This window comes from Candidatus Poribacteria bacterium (genome assembly GCA_026706025.1).
Lineage (GTDB): Bacteria > Poribacteria > WGA-4E > WGA-4E > WGA-3G > WGA-3G.
This window is the reverse complement of record JAPOZO010000005.1, coordinates 47,832-64,296: the sequence shown is the minus strand read 5'-3', so window position 1 is coordinate 64,296 and position 16,465 is coordinate 47,832. Positions and strand designations below refer to the sequence as shown.

Annotated in this window: 19 protein-coding genes; 15 read left to right on the top strand and 4 right to left on the bottom strand. The window is 48.3% G+C overall.

Annotated features, from left to right (window positions below; translation table 11 throughout):
- On the top strand, nucleotides 1-731 hold a 731-nt coding region (locus OXH00_01215), incomplete at its 5' end, for a uroporphyrinogen-III synthase (GenBank protein MCY3739618.1).
- A 26-nt stretch (nucleotides 732-757) separates the two neighbouring features.
- On the opposite strand, the gene OXH00_01210 is transcribed toward OXH00_01215, so the two are convergent.
- Both OXH00_01210 and OXH00_01205 read right to left on the bottom strand, forming a co-directional pair.
- A complete protein-coding gene (locus OXH00_01210; GenBank protein ID MCY3739617.1) occupies nucleotides 758-2,254 on the bottom strand; it encodes an Nramp family divalent metal transporter in 1,497 nt (498 codons plus the stop codon).
- Nucleotides 2,255-2,282: 28 nt separating this feature from the next.
- Complete coding sequence (locus OXH00_01205) at nucleotides 2,283-3,311, bottom strand: Ldh family oxidoreductase (GenBank protein ID MCY3739616.1); 1,029 nt, start codon at nucleotides 3,309-3,311, stop codon at nucleotides 2,283-2,285.
- Nucleotides 3,312-3,472: 161 nt separating this feature from the next.
- Here OXH00_01205 and OXH00_01200 point away from each other — a divergent pair, with 161 nt between their 5' ends.
- The 4 genes from OXH00_01200 to OXH00_01185 all read left to right on the top strand — a co-directional run bounded on the left by OXH00_01200 (nucleotide 3,473) and on the right by OXH00_01185 (nucleotide 7,528).
- Complete coding sequence (locus OXH00_01200) at nucleotides 3,473-4,015, top strand: hypothetical protein (GenBank protein ID MCY3739615.1); 543 nt, start codon at nucleotides 3,473-3,475, stop codon at nucleotides 4,013-4,015.
- 162 nt (nucleotides 4,016-4,177) lie between these two features.
- The gene (locus tag OXH00_01195) at nucleotides 4,178-5,467 is read left to right on the top strand and encodes a tetratricopeptide repeat protein (protein ID MCY3739614.1); all 1,290 of its coding nucleotides are present in this window, start codon (nucleotides 4,178-4,180) and stop codon (nucleotides 5,465-5,467) included.
- Nucleotides 5,464-7,143 (top strand): CRTAC1 family protein, encoded by a 1,680-nt coding sequence (locus OXH00_01190; protein MCY3739613.1) that lies wholly within the window; start codon nucleotides 5,464-5,466, stop codon nucleotides 7,141-7,143. Before OXH00_01195 ends, OXH00_01190 begins: the two co-directional genes overlap by 4 nt.
- Nucleotides 7,136-7,528 (top strand): ComEA family DNA-binding protein, encoded by a 393-nt coding sequence (locus OXH00_01185; protein ID MCY3739612.1) that lies wholly within the window; start codon nucleotides 7,136-7,138, stop codon nucleotides 7,526-7,528. Before OXH00_01190 ends, OXH00_01185 begins: the two co-directional genes overlap by 8 nt.
- A 44-nt stretch (nucleotides 7,529-7,572) precedes the next feature.
- On the opposite strand, the gene OXH00_01180 is transcribed toward OXH00_01185, so the two are convergent.
- Nucleotides 7,573-8,142 (bottom strand): 5-formyltetrahydrofolate cyclo-ligase, encoded by a 570-nt coding sequence (locus tag OXH00_01180; GenBank protein MCY3739611.1) that lies wholly within the window; start codon nucleotides 8,140-8,142, stop codon nucleotides 7,573-7,575.
- Nucleotides 8,143-8,187: 45 nt separating this feature from the next.
- Nucleotides 8,188-8,475 (bottom strand): EutN/CcmL family microcompartment protein, encoded by a 288-nt coding sequence (locus tag OXH00_01175; GenBank protein MCY3739610.1) that lies wholly within the window; start codon nucleotides 8,473-8,475, stop codon nucleotides 8,188-8,190.
- 343 nt (nucleotides 8,476-8,818) lie between these two features.
- Here OXH00_01175 and thiO point away from each other — a divergent pair, with 343 nt between their 5' ends.
- The 10 genes from thiO to OXH00_01125 all read left to right on the top strand — a co-directional run bounded on the left by thiO (nucleotide 8,819) and on the right by OXH00_01125 (nucleotide 16,463).
- Nucleotides 8,819-9,937 (top strand): glycine oxidase ThiO, encoded by a 1,119-nt coding sequence (gene thiO / locus OXH00_01170; GenBank protein ID MCY3739609.1) that lies wholly within the window; start codon nucleotides 8,819-8,821, stop codon nucleotides 9,935-9,937.
- Between the two features lie 325 nt (nucleotides 9,938-10,262).
- On the top strand, nucleotides 10,263-10,400 hold the full coding sequence (locus tag OXH00_01165) for a hypothetical protein (protein MCY3739608.1): 138 nt from the start codon (nucleotides 10,263-10,265) through the stop codon (nucleotides 10,398-10,400).
- 10 nt (nucleotides 10,401-10,410) lie between these two features.
- Nucleotides 10,411-11,001, top strand: coding sequence for a sigma-70 family RNA polymerase sigma factor (locus OXH00_01160; protein MCY3739607.1), 591 nt, complete (start codon nucleotides 10,411-10,413; stop codon nucleotides 10,999-11,001).
- Between the two features lie 367 nt (nucleotides 11,002-11,368).
- Nucleotides 11,369-12,088 carry a haloacid dehalogenase type II gene (locus tag OXH00_01155; protein MCY3739606.1) on the top strand — a complete coding sequence of 240 codons (720 nt, stop codon included), beginning with the start codon at nucleotides 11,369-11,371 and terminating at the stop codon, nucleotides 12,086-12,088.
- Nucleotides 12,089-12,226: 138 nt separating this feature from the next.
- Nucleotides 12,227-13,246 carry a Gfo/Idh/MocA family oxidoreductase gene (locus tag OXH00_01150; GenBank protein ID MCY3739605.1) on the top strand — a complete coding sequence of 340 codons (1,020 nt, stop codon included), beginning with the start codon at nucleotides 12,227-12,229 and terminating at the stop codon, nucleotides 13,244-13,246.
- 75 nt (nucleotides 13,247-13,321) lie between these two features.
- Entirely contained in the window at nucleotides 13,322-13,528 is a 207-nt protein-coding gene (locus OXH00_01145) for a type II toxin-antitoxin system HicB family antitoxin (GenBank protein MCY3739604.1), read from the top strand.
- Nucleotides 13,525-13,755, top strand: a complete 231-nt coding sequence (locus OXH00_01140) for a type II toxin-antitoxin system HicA family toxin (protein MCY3739603.1) — start codon at nucleotides 13,525-13,527, stop codon at nucleotides 13,753-13,755. The genes OXH00_01145 and OXH00_01140 overlap by 4 nt, the downstream gene beginning before the upstream one ends.
- Before the next feature lie 10 nt (nucleotides 13,756-13,765).
- A complete protein-coding gene (locus OXH00_01135; GenBank protein MCY3739602.1) occupies nucleotides 13,766-14,698 on the top strand; it encodes a hypothetical protein in 933 nt (310 codons plus the stop codon).
- Between the two features lie 67 nt (nucleotides 14,699-14,765).
- Nucleotides 14,766-15,524, top strand: coding sequence for a LamG domain-containing protein (locus tag OXH00_01130; protein ID MCY3739601.1), 759 nt, complete (start codon nucleotides 14,766-14,768; stop codon nucleotides 15,522-15,524).
- Nucleotides 15,525-15,692: 168 nt separating this feature from the next.
- Complete coding sequence (locus OXH00_01125) at nucleotides 15,693-16,463, top strand: class I SAM-dependent methyltransferase (protein ID MCY3739600.1); 771 nt, start codon at nucleotides 15,693-15,695, stop codon at nucleotides 16,461-16,463.
- The last annotated feature ends 2 nt before the right edge of the window (nucleotides 16,464-16,465 follow it).

Here is a 16,465-nt window from a genome sequence, read left to right as displayed (position 1 = left end):
CCCGCGCACAAGCAAGTGAATTCGCTGACCGCTTGGAAGCGAACGGGGCAAAGGTTATCCAGTTTCCTACTATAAAAATCCAGCCTCTTGAGCGAGTGGACATGCCCTCGCTTGACAAATATGATTGGGTTATCTTTACGAGTGTCAATGCTGTTGAGATTTTCTATGAACGCTTGCGGGAAAATGGGAAGGATGTACGAGCGTTCGGTGGCATTGAAATCTGTGCAGTTGGTCCGAAAACGGTTGAGGCACTCAACGACATCGGTATTCAGCCTGACTTTGTTCCGATGCACTCCCGTGGGAGTGCCATTGCCGCTGAAATAGAAGACATCAGCGGGAAGAAAATCCTTCTACCGCGTGCAAAAATCGCTACAACCGATCTCCCGAAGGGTTTACGCGACAGAGGGGCACATGTTAACGATGTTCCGCTCTACGATACCGTCAAGGTCGCAAGCGATGGCGCGAAAAAGCGAGATGAAATTGAAATGGATCTCTTGGACGGCAGGATTGACCTCGTCACATTCACCAGTTCCTCCACAGTCAACAATTTCTTGGAGATGTTTCCCAAGCATACGCCTGAGACTTTATTGGCGGATGTGCAAATCGCAGTCATCGGTCCAGAGACGCAGAAAGCAGCGATCAAACAGGGTATACAGGTTAATGTGATTGCAAAGAAAGCCACAATAGAGAGCCTTGTGGAGGCAATTATTGCGGCTTACCATTCTTTGTAGGAGGGGTTTGTAACCCCGATTTCTTGCTATCCAAAAATCGGGAAAACATAAGGCACAATCACCTTTTGATAGACAGTAATCGTCCCAAAAATCGAATAGTATCCTGCGCACAACACCAACCCAACCTGTTTCCACATCGGGGGTTGTATTTCCTTTGGTAAGAATTTCCTGTTGACGTAAAGCGTATGTAACGCCGTAATCACCAAGAGATACCCGCCGATCGTTGCCGATACCAAGATCATAAAGAACGGCTTCGCGAGATACATTGCGATAACACCCCACAGGATATAGACACCGAGGATCGGATAATAGATCCATTTTGCGTTGTGTTCACCGAGGTTTCGCGCACGCTTCAATCCTGTCCATATAATATCTGTGTAAGTGCGAGGCACACCGTCTACGCCGCCGAGTTGTGTTGAGAACAGCACCCAGAAACCACACAGCAGTGTAAGATACCACATCACTCTACCGCCTTTTTCAGCGAGTCCTTCCGCTTGGAAGCCTGCTGCCGACCACTGATCCATCTCCTGTCCGGACGGTACAAACGCTATCGTGAGCATCGCTGGCAGCGCGATTCCGATAAAACATCCAATGAGCCAGATACCGTACTGCTCAAATCGGACATATTTCCACCACTCCTTGAACCGTTTGAGGTTTTCCGGCGAGATGCGAAACACCTTGCCCCAGTGTGAGAGCGTTACATTCTGTCCACCGATCATGGATGGGATCGCACCGACGAGGCTGCTCATACCCCACCCTTTATCGCGGACGTAGTTGGTGATTGTGACGTTGCCTAAGCCTCCGCTTCCCGCGTAAGCAGCAAAAGCACCCAGCAACAGCCAATTGACCTGTCCATCTGGTCCTGGTGTAGGGAGCGATCCGAAACTAAAGAAGCCTTTGATTGTTGTCCACCACACTTTTGGTGGTACCATAAATAGGTCAATAACAACAAGGTAGCTGATAATCCAGATGACCATGAAAAGCTGCACTTTCTCAAGGGCGTTGTAAATCTTTCCGCCAAACAGCACGATCCCTAAGCACGCGAAAAAAATAAGATATGCGAATAGACGCACCGTTCCACTATCAGCATCTTGCGGCATATAACCGATCCACGCCGCAGCGAGTGCTGTCGCAGCGGTCATCGCCCAACCCGGCCAAATCCCAAAAAAATTAATACCCGAATAGAAAGATGCCCAAAATGGCGCGCCCGGTTTGCAGCGCATGTAGCCACTTAACATCGGTTCGCCTGTATAAAGTGTATAGCGGATCGCCTCTGTATTCAGGACTACCTGAAGCAAGATAGCGATTGTCGCGATCCAGAGTAGACTCCCTCCGTATTGTGCAGTAATTGCGGGTCCCAACAACCATTCACCGCTCCCGATTGAACCCCCTAACGCAATAATACCGGGACCTAAGATGCTTCGGAACGCTTTCCCAAATTGATATTTCGGTGGTTCGGGCAGTTCTGCAACATCCCAATCGGGAAGCGTACCACCCGCTACACGTTCATTAGTATCTGCCATATTTACCCCTTATTTTCTTCTGTTTCTTTTACCATTCCCAACAGATAGGGACATCCAGTTTCTCAGCGATGCCAGCAAGACCTTGTAAGTGATCTACATGGATCGGAATACCATTTTCAAGATAATTGTCGTAGTTATTCCACTCGATTTCACCGGGGAGGTAGGCTTGTTCCACATCTTCTGCCGTTTTCGAGGCGTGTATTTTGCCAATACCTTGCTGAATTTCTTCAACGTAACCGTCGTAATCTGTGAAACTCGAAATGTTCAACGCGAAAAAGAAGTGTTCAGATGGATCCCCCGATTTATTACACGCCATCAAGCCACCGCTCAGCGGGCCGGCGAGAATGCCCATGATGAGTGCCAAACCGTAACCGCGGGGTCCCGCTGCGGGTGCTAAAAACCGCCCTTTATCCGGGTCGCTGGTGGGTTGTCCGGTGTCGTCTATGAGCCATCCTTCTGGAATCGGTTTGCCATACATCCGAAGTGTACCGATCTTCCCCCATGCGGAAACGCCGCACGCCATATCCAAAACAATCGGATGCCCATTCCCAGTAGGCAGCGCGTAACTCATCGCGTTGTTAGCGACTACTGCCTCCGCACCACCGGGTGCTACAATAGAGGCACCACCTGTATTTGTTGTCGAGAACCCGATCATCTGGTTTGATGCCGCCATAATTGAATAGCATGCAGCCGCACCGAAATGCCCGGCATTGCGTACCCCTGCCGCGGCGATGCCGGTGGTCTCTGCTTTCGCTATTGCTGTCTCCATAGCGCGCGTGCTTGCCAGGTGCCCCATGCCGTTATCTCCGTCAACCACAGCGAAACTCGGTCCCTCTGTCGCAATGTGGAGTTCGGGTTTCGGATTCATCTTGCCATCAAGCACAAGGTTGAGATAACCCGGCAAAGCGCGTGTGCCGTGTGAATGCACACCCCGCAAATCGGTCTGTACTTGATGTCTCGCCATCGTTTCCGCATCTTCCAAGCGCAGCCCTGCCCTTTCGCAAAGCGTCCGAGCAAAGTCGTGTAACCGCGCTGAATCTACCACAATTTCCTGCATAACATTTTTCTCCCAATGTGAATTCACTGCGTATTTTAGCAGAGGTGGGCTTCCATATCAAGTACAATCCAGATTTTTCAATTGCTCTTAACATTCATTTTGACAAACCTATTCGATTAACGTTAAAATTTACGCAACAAAAAAAGATGGAGGACATACAGATGCGTCAACACAACACCTTCAAAACCAACACAAAAACACACTTCCTGCCTTTTATTTTTATGTTCACTTGTCTGATCCTTTCTTCGTGCGCCGACAATCCATTACAACCCGTCAGTAGCGAGGAAGAACAACGGATAAAAGCGGAATTGGATGATCGTTCATTCCGCCAATTTGACCCTTCTAAAGATGCCGATAAGAGAAAAGGCGTTATCCTTGATTTCTTTAATGGTGTCAGTCTCTGGGCACAGTATGCTGAAGGTATGTATGCGCTTAACGAGTGGGAGATATTATCGGACGATTATCGTATTGAGAAGGCGGGTTCGGAATACAGGATTTATTTTGAGGCACCCCGTTCCCAACAAATACTCCCGACACAGTGCGACAATTGCATTGAAACTACCGGCATCTCAATATCGATCCAGAACCTTTTTGATAGCGAGAAAATAAGGTTTAGATTGAATATCAACAACGCCAATCTCCCGCGACCCTTTCCCATATTTGAATCATGGACGAAGTTTAATGAGGATGAGTATTTTGATTGAATCTCCTGATCATTGTCAATCTAAACCTTACAATTTACTGAGTGCTGAACACTACAATTGAGCGAGATATACAGGTAGTTATCAACTTGCTTGATGACGAGAAAAAACGCTTGATTTCAAGTGTTGTTTCAGGCTAAAATAAACGGTGGAGGATAAACAGTTATGTTCCCAAAGGGATTATCATTCGCCGTTTTTTTCTGTGTCGTTCTGGTTAGTGTTGTATCGGATGCTGTCGCGCAAACACCCCAAGAACTCTATGCTCGCGGTATGCAAGCGGTGCGTCAAGGAAGATATCAGCAGGCAATTCAAAATCTTCGGCGTGCGGTTACATTGCAACCAGATTATGCCGAAGCACACGCTGCCTTAGGCACAATTTACCTCCAACACAGAAACTTTCCTGCATCTGAAAAGGCACTCACGCTCGCCCTAACTATGAACCCTGATCTCATACAGGCTGAAGCGAACCTCGCTGCACTCTACACGAAAACCAAGCGCCTTGACGACGCTATCCGCGTTTATCAGAACCTTGTACAAAAGTCCCCAGAATCCCTCCAGGTCCGACTCGGTATCGCATCCGCATATCAACAAGCTGAACGGTTTCCAGAGGCGATAGAGGCATACCTCGAAAGTCTAAAACGCTCTCCGAATCTTGCCGCCGCGATGACGAACCTCGCTTCCTGTTATGAAGCAGTTGAAGACGACGGGCAGGCGATCCACTATTATAAGGCTGCTTTAGCCGTTGCACCGAACCTCCCGATGGCGAACGGTAATTTGGGGGCGATCTACCAAGAACAGGGTGAATTGGATAAGGCACTTCCGCTTTTAGAGGCGGCTATCCGCCAGAATCCGCAGTTCACTGCAGCACGTTATCGACTCGGCTTAGTCCTGACAAAAAAACGGGAGTTTCAGCGCGCCGCTGCGGAATACCAACGCGTTATCGCACAAAAACGCGATCATGTCGGGGCGTACTATAATCTCGCACAGGCACTGTTCCGGCTCAAGAAGCGGGAAGAGGGAAAACGCGCCATGGATGCTTACCATCGCCTCAATGAAATCGCGCAAGAGATTGATACCCGTGAACGCGCAACCCTTATGGAACCAAGCAACCCGGTCCAGCACTACCGACTCGGGCTTGTTTACGCGAAATATGGGAAAATTACTGAGGCGATTTCGGCATTTCAGGCAGCCTTAAAACTCGATGCCAATGCGCACTACGCACTCAACGGGTTAGCCCGACTGTATACCCTGCAAAAAATCCAGTTACAAGATGCCGTCGCTTATGCCGAAAAAGCGTTCCGTTTATCACCCGCACCACAATATCTACAGACACTCGCTTTAGCGCATTTCCAGATAGGGGCGCGCGACAAGGCGTTGAAAGCAATCCAAACCGCTATCGAAATGGAGCCTGAAAACAAGGCTTTTCAACAGACATTAACAGAAATTCAGGAATGAAAAGACGAAATACCCCTATAGATATTTTTATACGCTTTCTAATCGTCATTTTGTGGGGTGCCAGCGTGCCGCCAGCAAACGCGGACACAGGTATCCAATTCGTTGATGTGACGCAGGAAGCCGGTATCCATTGGCAACACACTGATGGTCGGAGTGGACAGAAATATTTTATGGAGACGCTCGGTTCCGGTGCCGCTTTTTTTGATTACGACGCTGATGGCGACCCCGATTTGTACTTCGTTAACGGCGCACCGCTCCCCGGTTACGTCGCTGACGATATTCCTACCAATTGCCTCTACCGCAATAACGGTGATGGTACGTTCACGGATGTCACAGAAGAGTCCGGCGTTGGAGATACCGGCTACGGACACGGATGTGCAGTCGGCGATTACAATAACGACGGTCAATTAGATCTTTACGTCACAAACTACGGCACCAATCGACTCTACCGCAATAACGGCGATGGTACTTTTACGGATGTTGCCGAAGTTGCTGGCGTGACGGAGCCTCGTTGGAGTTCCAGTTGTGCCTTTGCTGACTACGACCGCGATGGCAACCTCGATCTCTACGTCGTCAACTACATCGTCTTTGACATTGATGAAAATCCGTGGTGCGGACTTAAAGAGAAAGGCATCCGCGCTTACTGTGAACCTGATAACTTCCCCGCCCAATCGGATACGCTGTTTCGCAACAACGGGGACGGAACATTTACCGATGCCACGAAATCCGCAGGCATTTACAATACGACCGGCAAAGGATTAGGCGTTGTCTGGGGTGACTATAATAATGATGGGGCATTGGACATTTACGTCGCGAACGATTCTACGGAAAACCTCTTTTATCATAATAATAGTGATGGCACTTTTGAGGAGGTCGGTTTCATGATTGGCGTGGCACTCAGCGAGAACGGTGCCGCCGAAAACGGTATGGGTACTGCCTTTGGCGATTGGAACAACGACGGATGGTTTGATCTCACCGTCACCAACTATGCGCAACAGACCAACACCCTCTACCATAACGATGCTGACGGCTTCTTTACAGACGCAACAGCCACAACAAAGACTGCGCAGCTTACCTATCCTTACCTCGGATGGGCAACCGCCTTTATTGATTACGACAACGACGGCTACCAAGACCTCTTCGTCGCCAATGGACATCTTCACGAGAATCTCGCCGAACTCGGACAGCAAGGCACTTACGAACAGCGCAATTTGCTTTTCCGCAACAACTATAACGGCACCTTTACCGAAGTCTCAGAAACCCTCGGGCCCGGCATGAAGTTAGAGGACGTAAGCCGCGGTGCTACCTTTGCTGATTACGATTCGGATGGCGACCTTGATATCGTGGTGACGAATTCAAACGCTACCCCTCGTCTCTTGCGCAACGATGGTGGTAACCGAAAAAACTATTTGCAAATCCGATTGGTTGCAACGCAGGGTTCTATAGATGCGATTGGTGCGCGCGTTAAAATAAAAATAGGGGAACTCACACAGACGCGTGAAGTGAGGAGTGGCGACGGCTATCTCTCACAACGTGATCTCACGCTCCATTTCGGTATTGGAGATTACAAACAGGTGGACAGCATTGAGATTCAGTGGCAAAGTGGCGTAAAGCAACTGATTAAATCCGTGCCTGCAAACCAGGTGCTGTCTCTTGAGGAAAATAGAGATGAATAACGTGGAAAATGCAGTGGAACGCCATTATTGGCGGGCAGTTACTTTCCTCGTGATACTGATTTTAGCGGGGGCAGGTTTCTGGGGGTTGCGGCGATTCGCACCAGTGGTGTTCCTTGGAAAACCGGACCTGATCGCTGTTCCGAACGACGAACATCCACAAAATCGGGCAAAGTCGACCCTAAACAAACCGGCACTTCTTAACATCAATACTGCTTCAACTGAGGAACTTCAAACCCTCCCCAACATTGGCGAGGCGACAGCACAACGGATTGTGGATTACCGGACGCAACACGGCGATTTTGACAGTGTAGATGCTATTCAGAACGTCAAGGGGATCGGGGTAAAGACGCTGGAAAAGTTGAGACCCTTTGTTGATGCCAAGTGAGCTACTCTTTTCTTGGACGTGGTCCCCGTGCCGCGTCCAACGCTTTATTCATGACTGTCTATCCTATTGGTCTCTGTAAAAATGTGTTTAACTGGTACATCCCATACTTGCGGGAACGTATCTTCTACGACTTGTATCTGGTATGCCAGTCCAATCGGGATAGTGTGTGAACACGCTGCAAGAAATCGGTCGTAGAAACCTTTACCGTATCCGAGGCGATACCCTTTACAATCAAAAGCGATACCGGGAACGATAATGAGTTGAAGCTCGGTTATGGGAACAAGTGGGCATGCTGTGTTCGGTTCTAACATACCGTAGCGATGCCGTACCAACGCTGTTTTTCCTTTCTGAATTCGCCGCGGTATGAGTCGGTTTTCGTCCGTATCTACAACAGGTGCGCAGACATGTGTTCCTGAGTGGAGCAACCTTTCAAGGAGACTGTCCGTTTCGACCTCGCTCCGCATGTTGAGATAGAGCATCACGGCATCGAAACCCTCATTTTGTATCCAAGACATAACCGAATCGACAATCTGTCGGCTGAACGCGGCACGGACTTCCGGTGCGAGTTCATCGCGTTGGCGAAGCACTTCAGCGCGGACGTGTTCACGTTCCATTATTTTTTTCCTTATAGATGCGCGTGTGTAACCCCGATCCCGTTCCTACTTATGATACCGAACTTTTCCGGCGACTTCTACGGTATCAACAATCGCCATAATCACGGCATCGATCGGTTTGTTTGATGTAACTTGGGTCTGTCGAGCAGAACTCCCCGTTGCGACGAGGACAATCTCGCCGATACCCGCGCCAACCGCATCCACAGCGACTGTATATTTTCGGTCTACTTCTCCATTCAGATCCACATCTTGGACAACCATCAGTTTGCTTCCGATGAGTTTTTCATCTTTCTGCGTCGCGACGATTGTCCCAGTAACTTTTCCAAGGATCATTTACTTAAACCTTTCTTATGAGTTAAAAATAGTTCACTTTGCACTATTTCTCTAAAAATTATACACGAAACCCGTTGAGAATTCAAGCGACAATCCACAAAATGATCTCCTGAATACCGGTTTTTGGATATGTTTTTATCTTTGCACCTCAGTAAAGTGCATCCAAAAATGTGTATAAACCAGAACCCTTCAGTTCTCGTATAGTTTCGATTTTCCGTGTAAGATTTTTTCGCTACACTTACTGATGGCTGAATGCCTCAAGCCAGATTGACAAACGACCGATTCTATGCTAAACTATCTGTAACTTGTAGTCGTTGCGATTTCTGATAAGGCGGAGGAAAACTTGAACCGAAATCATGCAGATGTCATCATTATCGGTGGGGGTATTATCGGATGTGCCATTGCTTACAATCTTGCCAAGCGAGACATAAAACCGCTATTGATTGACAAAGCAACCGCTGTCGGTACAGAAGCCTCGTGGGCAGGTGCAGGGATTTTAACCTCACATGCCACAACGCATGAACCGTATCCGACGCTCTGCCGAGCGAGTCTCGCACTCTATCCGACGTTGGCGGAAGAACTTCGTGCGGAAACCCAGATTGATATTGAGTTTATTCAGTCTGGCACGCTGTCGGTATTTTTTAACGAGGTTGAGGCTGCAGGGTTAATAGGTCTTGCAGATCGGCGCGTAAAACGCGGCTTTTCAGCGGAAATCTTGACCCCTGCAGGGGCGTGGCAGTTAGAGCCAGCACTCTCAAAATCTATCGCTGGGGCAGTTCTGTTTCCTGAGGATGCCCAGGTGCGCAACCCCAAAATGGTGATTGCACTCGCAAAAGCTGCTGCGCAACTCGGTGCGCAGTTCCTACTCGGCAACCCTGTTACGAACTTTATCCGAGACAGTGAGTATGAGGGGAAACGCCTCATTGGGGTCGTTGTAAACGGTGAAACTGTATACGCGAATACCTTCGTGATTGCCGCTGGGTGCTGGGCGGGGGCACTAACGGCTCAGCTTGATGTGCCAATACAGATTGGACCCGCGAAGGGACAAATTGTTCTCATTGAAGCAATGCCGCCACCTTTTCGACATATTGTTGATGGACTGGGTATCTATATCGTGCCGAGGGCGGATGGCAAAATTCTACTCGGGGCAACTGTCGAATACGTCGGCTATGACAAAACCGCGACGGTAGATGGAGCAAAGCAGATGATTGACGCGGGCATTGCCATCGCTCCTCAACTCGCACACAGCACTTTTGTGCAAACGTGGGCAGGTTTACGTCCTTATGCCAAAAACGGTCCCCTGCTCGGCTATCTACCCGGATATGACAATGTTGTCTTGGCATCTGGACATTTCAAAAATGGTATTCTCCTCGCACCGATCACGGGGCAACTCATCGCTGAACTGCTAACAACCGGGCGACCTTCACTGTCACTGGAACCATTTCAACCGGTTCGGACGTAAAAAAATGTTTCGCACGCCTCGGAAAATTGGGACGAAAAATAAAAATGTAATTTTTTTTAATTTTAAATGAATTGTTTTGAAGTCTATGGGTTAAACTATTGACAATCTTTTTTTATAGATCAAAAAAGGGGTGCAAATATCACCCCTGTCTGATGACTAACCTATTAGGAGGGTTATAGAATGTATCAAAGTGTTTTGTGTTTAACAACGGCACCGTCTCGTACGTGGACGGTTGGCAAGAGTGTATGGAATAGCGGTAATAGAGGTAGTAATAGGGATTGCGCTTTAGGAGAGCGCACCTCGAGAAAGGCACGGGCATCTAATAATGCCGACGTGCACCGTTGTTGGACTACGACTCGATTATGGAGAAGGCACAGACCAAGGAGCGAACAAGCAGGCATCCTCCACTATGCGGGAATGGAAGGAGGGTTACGCGCCTTCGCTTGAGACGCTCCTCGTTTGAGGAGACAAGCATGATACACACTGACGAGCAGTTGATGCTCTCTGTGAAGGATGGAAACAGAGACGCATTCCGAATTTTAACCGAGCGACATTATACAAACACTTTAAACTTTATCTATCGGTTTGTCAAGAACCGAACACTTGCGGAAGACCTCTGTCAGGAAACATTCTTACGGTTATGGCGTTGCGTTCCATCGTACCGGCCCATTGCCAAATTCAGAACATTTCTCTATCATATCGCCAAGAATGTCTGTTTAAAACAGTTGGCGAAAGAGCAGAGGACCCCTCAGGTTGAATCATTGGATACACATTATGGAGACGATGATGAATACTCTCCCCCAATTGCTGTTGCTATGGCAGATACCCGTTGTTCTCCGGATGCCCTGCTGATCGCTAAAGAGACTTACGAGGCAATTCAGACTGCAATCGCTAAGTTGTCGAAGGAACATCAAGTGGTGTTCCGCTTGACAGAAGTTCAAGGATTGTCGTATCAGGAGGTCGCGACGATCCTCGAATGTCCAATTGGTACTGTTGCTTCACGTAAAAACGCAGCAATTCAGCAACTCCGGAAATTTTTAGCTCCGTATAGAGCAAACTTATAATGTTGAAGTCCTTCGACTTCGGATAACAATCAATCGTTCTGCACTCTGGCGTACAACCCGCGTCAGAGTGCTTTTTTACTGGATTTTCGCAACAAAAGATGCGGATAAAATTGTGTGAAGGCAAATTACATCAAAGTGCACCTTAAGGTTTGCGTTACCCGTTTCTATAGACTTTTGTCTAAGTTGAAGAAGCAAGCGGATGCGCTTTCTGATGAATGGGTCCAAAAGTATCTTGATTTAAGAAAGTAGGTTCAACAATTCAATAGACAATAGGGGCAAGTTGGTGTATGATATGACTTAGGTTAGGAGAAAACAGTTCATGTTGTAGCAAGTTTCAGATGAAGGCGAATCAGAAGGGAATAAAATAATGCAAAACGCGCATTCCGAAGTCAAAGCCCTCACTTTTGATGTCTTCGGGACGGTTGTAGATTGGTACGGTTCAATCGTTGCCGAAGGTGAAAAATTTGGCGATACCCACGGCATTGATATTGATTGGGCGCAATTCGCCTTGAAGTGGCGTGCCGGATACGGGCCCGCAATGGATAAAGTTCGGCGCGGCGAATTACCTTGGCAGAACATTGACGCACTGCATCGGCTTATCTTGGACAGTCTGCTTGCCGAATTCAAAATCATTGACTTGAGTGAAGCCGATAAAGATCATCTGAATCGGGTCTGGCATCGTCTCAAGCCGTGGTCCGATGCTATTGACGGGTTGGAACGGTTACGCAAACGCTATATCGTCGCAACACTGTCTAACGGTAACGTCGCGTTATTGACGAACATGGCGAAATTCGCAGGACTGCCGTGGGATTGTATTTTATCTGCTGAATTAACGGGACATTACAAACCGGATCCAGAGGTTTACCAGACCGCTGCCGACCTGCTCGGTCTGTCTCCGAGTGAAGTTATGATGGTCGCAGCACATCCCGGTGATCTCCGAGCGGCGCAAGCTGTCGGTTTTCAAACAGCACTCGTACCGCGCCCTTTGGAATACGGGCCTGACAACCTCCGAGAGGTAGCAGCACACCCTTCTGACCTTATCGCTGGTGATTTTAATGAATTGGCAGACCTGTTAGGTTTAGAATGAGGAAGGTAGGCTTTTATCTATTTTCAAAACATCTTCTTGTAGGAGCGATCTCCTGATCGCGACCTTTGAGCCGCAAGGTTTAGATGGACAAAGCAGTAATTTAAATCACAAAAAATATGATTGGAGAATAAATAGGCTATGGACAAAATCCGAATCGCTTTTATCGGTTGTGGTGGTATGTCGTCGCAATTGCAACAGTGCATACCGATGGTGCCTGAGTTTGAATTTGTTGCTACGTGTGATCTCGTTGAAGAGAAGGCGGCATCAAACGCTCGAAGATTCGGCGCGCTCCGCCACTATACCGATTACAACGAGATGTTCAGAAATGAAGATCTCTACGCTGTCGCTGTTGTCGGCAGACCTGAGGATAAACTGCATCGCGACATCGGTATTGCGTGTCTCCAACAAGGCTATCACATCTATACAGAAAAGCCGCCCGCGACCACCGCTGAAGGCGCGAAAATGCTCGTTGATGCGTCAGTTGAGACTGGCAAAACAGGTATGGTCGGCACAATGTGGCGACATGCGCCTGCACACCAGATTGCCAAGCGGTTAATGGACGAAGATGAGTTCGGTGCAGTCTGCCAATATCATACCCGATACCTCGCACCGGGTCCGAGGCTTCAGGCGGCAGGATCACCCTTTGCATGGTCCTTCATGCTTGATCAAGTGATTCATCCGACCGATTGCATGCGTTTCTTTATGGGACAGGTTAGCGAGGTCTTCGCGATAGGCACGGTTGACGCAGCATCCAGTACAGTTTCAATGTCCGTGAATCTGCGTTACGAGAACGGCGGTATGGGCACGATGACGCTCGGCACCGGTCCGGTTTTAGAAGCGATGGTTTTTGTCAAAGGCACCGGCAATCAGGCGATTCAGGTGTTAGAGACGCGCAAATTGCGCCGTTATCGTAATCCGACATGGCTCGGCTTCGGTGGCGGTTATGCCGATACACCGACTGAGGAATGGACCCTCAACACCGCGTATCATGGTGTCGGTAGACCCGGCTATCTTGAAGAGATGCAGCATTGGGCACAGTCGCTCCAAGCAGGGACACAACCACACTCAAGCCTTGAAGATGCCTACCAGAACATGCGCGTCTTGGAAGCGATTAGTCGTAGCGTTGAAACCGGAGAAGTCGTTCAAATTCCGGCATGACCTGTAGGACGGATAGAAAGATTAATTTTTCGTAACCTTGGTTCTTGGGCAAGGTCTTTATATTGGAGGTAAAAAGTGAGACAAGTGGTTATTTATCCGGGTGAAGATGGTTATTGGGTTGCTGAATGCCCCAGTTTACCCGGTTGTATCAGTCAAGCTGAAACAAAGCAAGAAGCTGTCAGCAATATCAGAGAAGCAATTGACGGATATATTGTTGCCCTTAAAGAAGATGGACTGCCGGTACCTGAAGAACATTTTGAGGCGTTGTTGTTAGCCGTATGAGTGGGTTACCGAGGATTTCAGGGAAAGAATGTGTGAAAACCCTTGCCAAAGTAGGATTTTACCTCAGACGACAGCAGGGCAGTCATCTGATTTTGCGTCGTGATAAGCCATTCGCCCAAGTTGTTGTCCCGAATCACAAGGAACTGGATAGAGGCACCTTGCGTAGCATTATCAGACAGGCACAACTCGGTGTCAACGAATTTATGGAGTTGCATTCATCTAAATAGTATTACATTCATGAAAAAGAAAATCTTAGAAGATGAAGGAACCACTATGAATTGGGCACCTCGCGTAAAACCCATCAAAATCCGAAGACTTTACCGATATACCCGACTCGGCATCTACGACGATTTGTTACTACACGATGTCGGTTGGGAACTTTATGCGCGCTGTATGGACATCGCTACAGTCGCCGATGTCTACCGCGAAGGACATGTGCCTTGTCCGCAGTGCAAAGCAAAAGTAGAACGCCGGATTGACCCGCTCTTTAGTACCGGCGAAGGTGGAACTCACGAGAACTGGTTTCGCTGCACGCACTGCGGAGAACGACTGCTCTGGCGCGACTGCCGACAAGCACTTCGAGACGTCCCGCGATGTTTCGATTGTCGCGCCGTTCTACACAAAGAAATTGTATTGCGATGTGCCTGTGGTAAAACTTGGTCGCAGGAAGCCTACAATCAATCGGTGAGAACCCGTGTCCTCTTACCGTGCCCGCACTGTCTTGACCTCGTCCGTAAACCAGACCGTCCACCAAGAAATCAAACTGTCAGAGCTCGGAAACCCAGTCCTACGTTGCACTGTCCGAAGTGTCAAGCGGTTGCTCTCCATCAGCACGGCAATATCGAATGTACAGCCTGCGGCTACAAACGCCGGTGGCGGGATTACCGTAGGAGCTTAAAAAAGAAGGACGAAAAACTCGAATGTTCAGGTTGTGGATATACTTTCAGATGGCAGGCGTGGCGTAAAAGCGCCCGTTCACTGAGAACCGGCAACCCCAGGCCTGCGCGTGAGTTCGTTAAAAGGTGGCTCAGGTGCCGCACACCACAGCAGCGTATGATACAGATTGATACCCTACTTCAAACCTTACACGGTAGAGGTCCCTTGGCACCACTATTTATTGATAGTGGTGAACATAACATCCGCCAGATGCTTGACGATTTGGCATCTTAGTTTTAACTGATTTGTAGCAAACGAGTTCTAATTGCTAACCGAAAAATGACGATTCAGGAGGAAGACCATGAAAGTTCTGCTTTTTATAGCCCTCGCTATCGGTCTGGTAATGCCTAACGCACTTTGCGCGAAAAATATGGCACTCGAATTGGATGGCGAAACGGCGATTGAAGTCCCAAACAGTGACAGTTTGAATCCCAAAAAAGCGATAACGATAGAGGCGTGGATGAACATGAGTAAGCCTGTTGGTGAATGCCTCGCAAAGGACTGGGGCGGTCAAAGGGATTACATCTTTCCAGAGATTGTCCAAAATGGAAACGGATTACGATTTGTCCTCTGGCCCGGCACCAAAATCCTTGATGTCCCTGGATTGGAGCCGAACGAATGGCAGCATGTCGCTGGGGTCTGGGACGGTAAAGAGATGCGGGTCTATATTGATGGGGAGGAGAAGGGTGCCGCGCCCTTTGATGCAAAGGAATTAGCAGCAACCGATGCTTCGCTCTATATCGGTGTCGGTGATAGTCAAAATTGGTTCTGTACAGGTGCTATTGATGAAATCCGTATCTGGGAAGTCGCTCGGACCGAAGATGAGATTAATGAATTCATGATGAAGGTACTCAACGGCGATGAAAAGGGCTTGAACGCACACTACACTTTTGATGGGAGTGATGCCAACGATAATACCAAAAACGGGAATGATGGCAAAGGTGGGTTTGGAAAACCGAATTATATTGATGTCACCAAAGACCTCGACCTCGAACCGCTTTCCGTTGACCCGGAAGATAAGTTGGCAATAACGTGGGCATGGATAAAACAGATTCGATAATCAGTTTTGAAATGGCGAGTGTTTTATCCGCTTTCAAAATTAGGGGATGCTTTGGTTTGTAGTGGGCAATTCATTGCCCGTTGTTACTCTGCACACGTGCGATAAATCGCACTACTACGAACCTACACTAAAATTAAAAATGAATAGAACATTGGATGAGGTGCTAACGTGCCAAAAGACGAACACCAAATGCAAGTCATAAACGATGAATTTCTGAGACGAGCGGCGCAACTACAAATCGCTCCTGGACCGGTGGGTGATGATGTACCTGAATGGACAACCGATGGTATTGAAGAGCTTCCTGGATTCTTCAATTCAACCGCTGATATCTGGGATCAAAAGTTTGGCGCGGAACCCGATGACCCGTTCTATCAGGCTGTTGCCCTTCAGATACCACAGACAGAGGCACCAATTGACATTCTGGATCTCGGTTGCGGGACGGGGATTCAACTTGAATTTGTTTTTAAAAGGGCACCTAATGCCAAGGTTACAGCAGTTGATAGAGCACCGAACATGCTTAAGCAGCTCCACGCGAAATTCGCTAATAAAACCGAACAATTGAAATTACAGCAAGGCTCTTTATTGGAACTTACGTTTGGGTGTCACGCGTATGACTACGCTATTTCTACGTTGACCATGCATCACTTCCTTCCAGAGAAAAAAGTCGCTATCTACAAAGAGGTAAGAAAGGCTTTGCGAACGACTGGCGTTTACATAGAAGGCGATCAGACCAACACAGTTAAAGGGGAGAAAAGTACACTCTATTGGTACAATAGGTGGATTGCGAAGCTTCCGAGTGGTGATAGTGCTGAGTGGAATTACGATATTACACTATCACCGGAGACACAAGTCCGTATCCTTCAAGAAGCAGGATTTTCTGAAGTCCAACTTACATGGCATCATCCCACGGAAGGGGCTGTTCATGTGGCTAAATATTGAGG